Here is a 680-nt window from a genome sequence, read left to right on the forward strand (position 1 = left end):
GTAGCAATAGATGGATTGGGTACGCAGAACCCTATGAAAAGGGTCTTACTTCTATAGAAATTTCGTGTGCTATGTTTGAGAAGTTTTTTGGTGATTTTAAAAATGACTTCTGGATTATCAGTGCATTGGAGTATAACGATGCTAGGAGTAGCAATAATAGATATTTTTATTATTTTCAAGAGTATAGACTCGGTAAAAGGCTGGGGTTTTTCTTGCCACACTCTCAAGAGTATGAGGAGCTGGATGATTGGGAAGAATTTACACCGTATGAATCTCTGATATTAACTTTTGATAGTGACTTATATATGCCATTCGCAAAAGTAATGCTTGATATGGTATTTAATTTAGTAGTTGGTCAGACCTTCTTCCTAATCAATCCCAAATTACAAATTGCCGTGTATCCTCATGATGATGCTTCGTTCGGAATTATTGCGCTCAATGAAGACCCTACTACCGGCGTAGAGTTTTTAAAATTTTGTGAACAAGACCCTCGGTTTGAGGTGTATTTTAAAGATGGGGTTTTGGAAGACTATGAGCGTAGAAAAGCGCAATTCTCAGAAGCAACGCAATGGAACTTTCCTAAAGAATGGCATCGTTCCCCTTCTTTTTTCAATGACCGCCAAACCCATCGTCGAAAGGAGATGGAACTCATTAAAGAAAAAATAAAAAAGAATACCCTA

General features: G+C 37.4%; 1 protein-coding gene. It reads left to right on the forward strand.

Annotated features, from left to right (window positions below):
* Window positions 1–71 precede the first annotated feature (71 nt).
* On the forward strand, window positions 72–680 hold a 609-nt coding region (locus HKX39_RS10595), incomplete at its 3' end, for a hypothetical protein (protein WP_171681287.1).

The organism is Pelistega suis (assembly GCF_013133795.1).
Classification (GTDB): domain Bacteria; phylum Pseudomonadota; class Gammaproteobacteria; order Burkholderiales; family Burkholderiaceae_B; genus Taylorella; species Taylorella suis.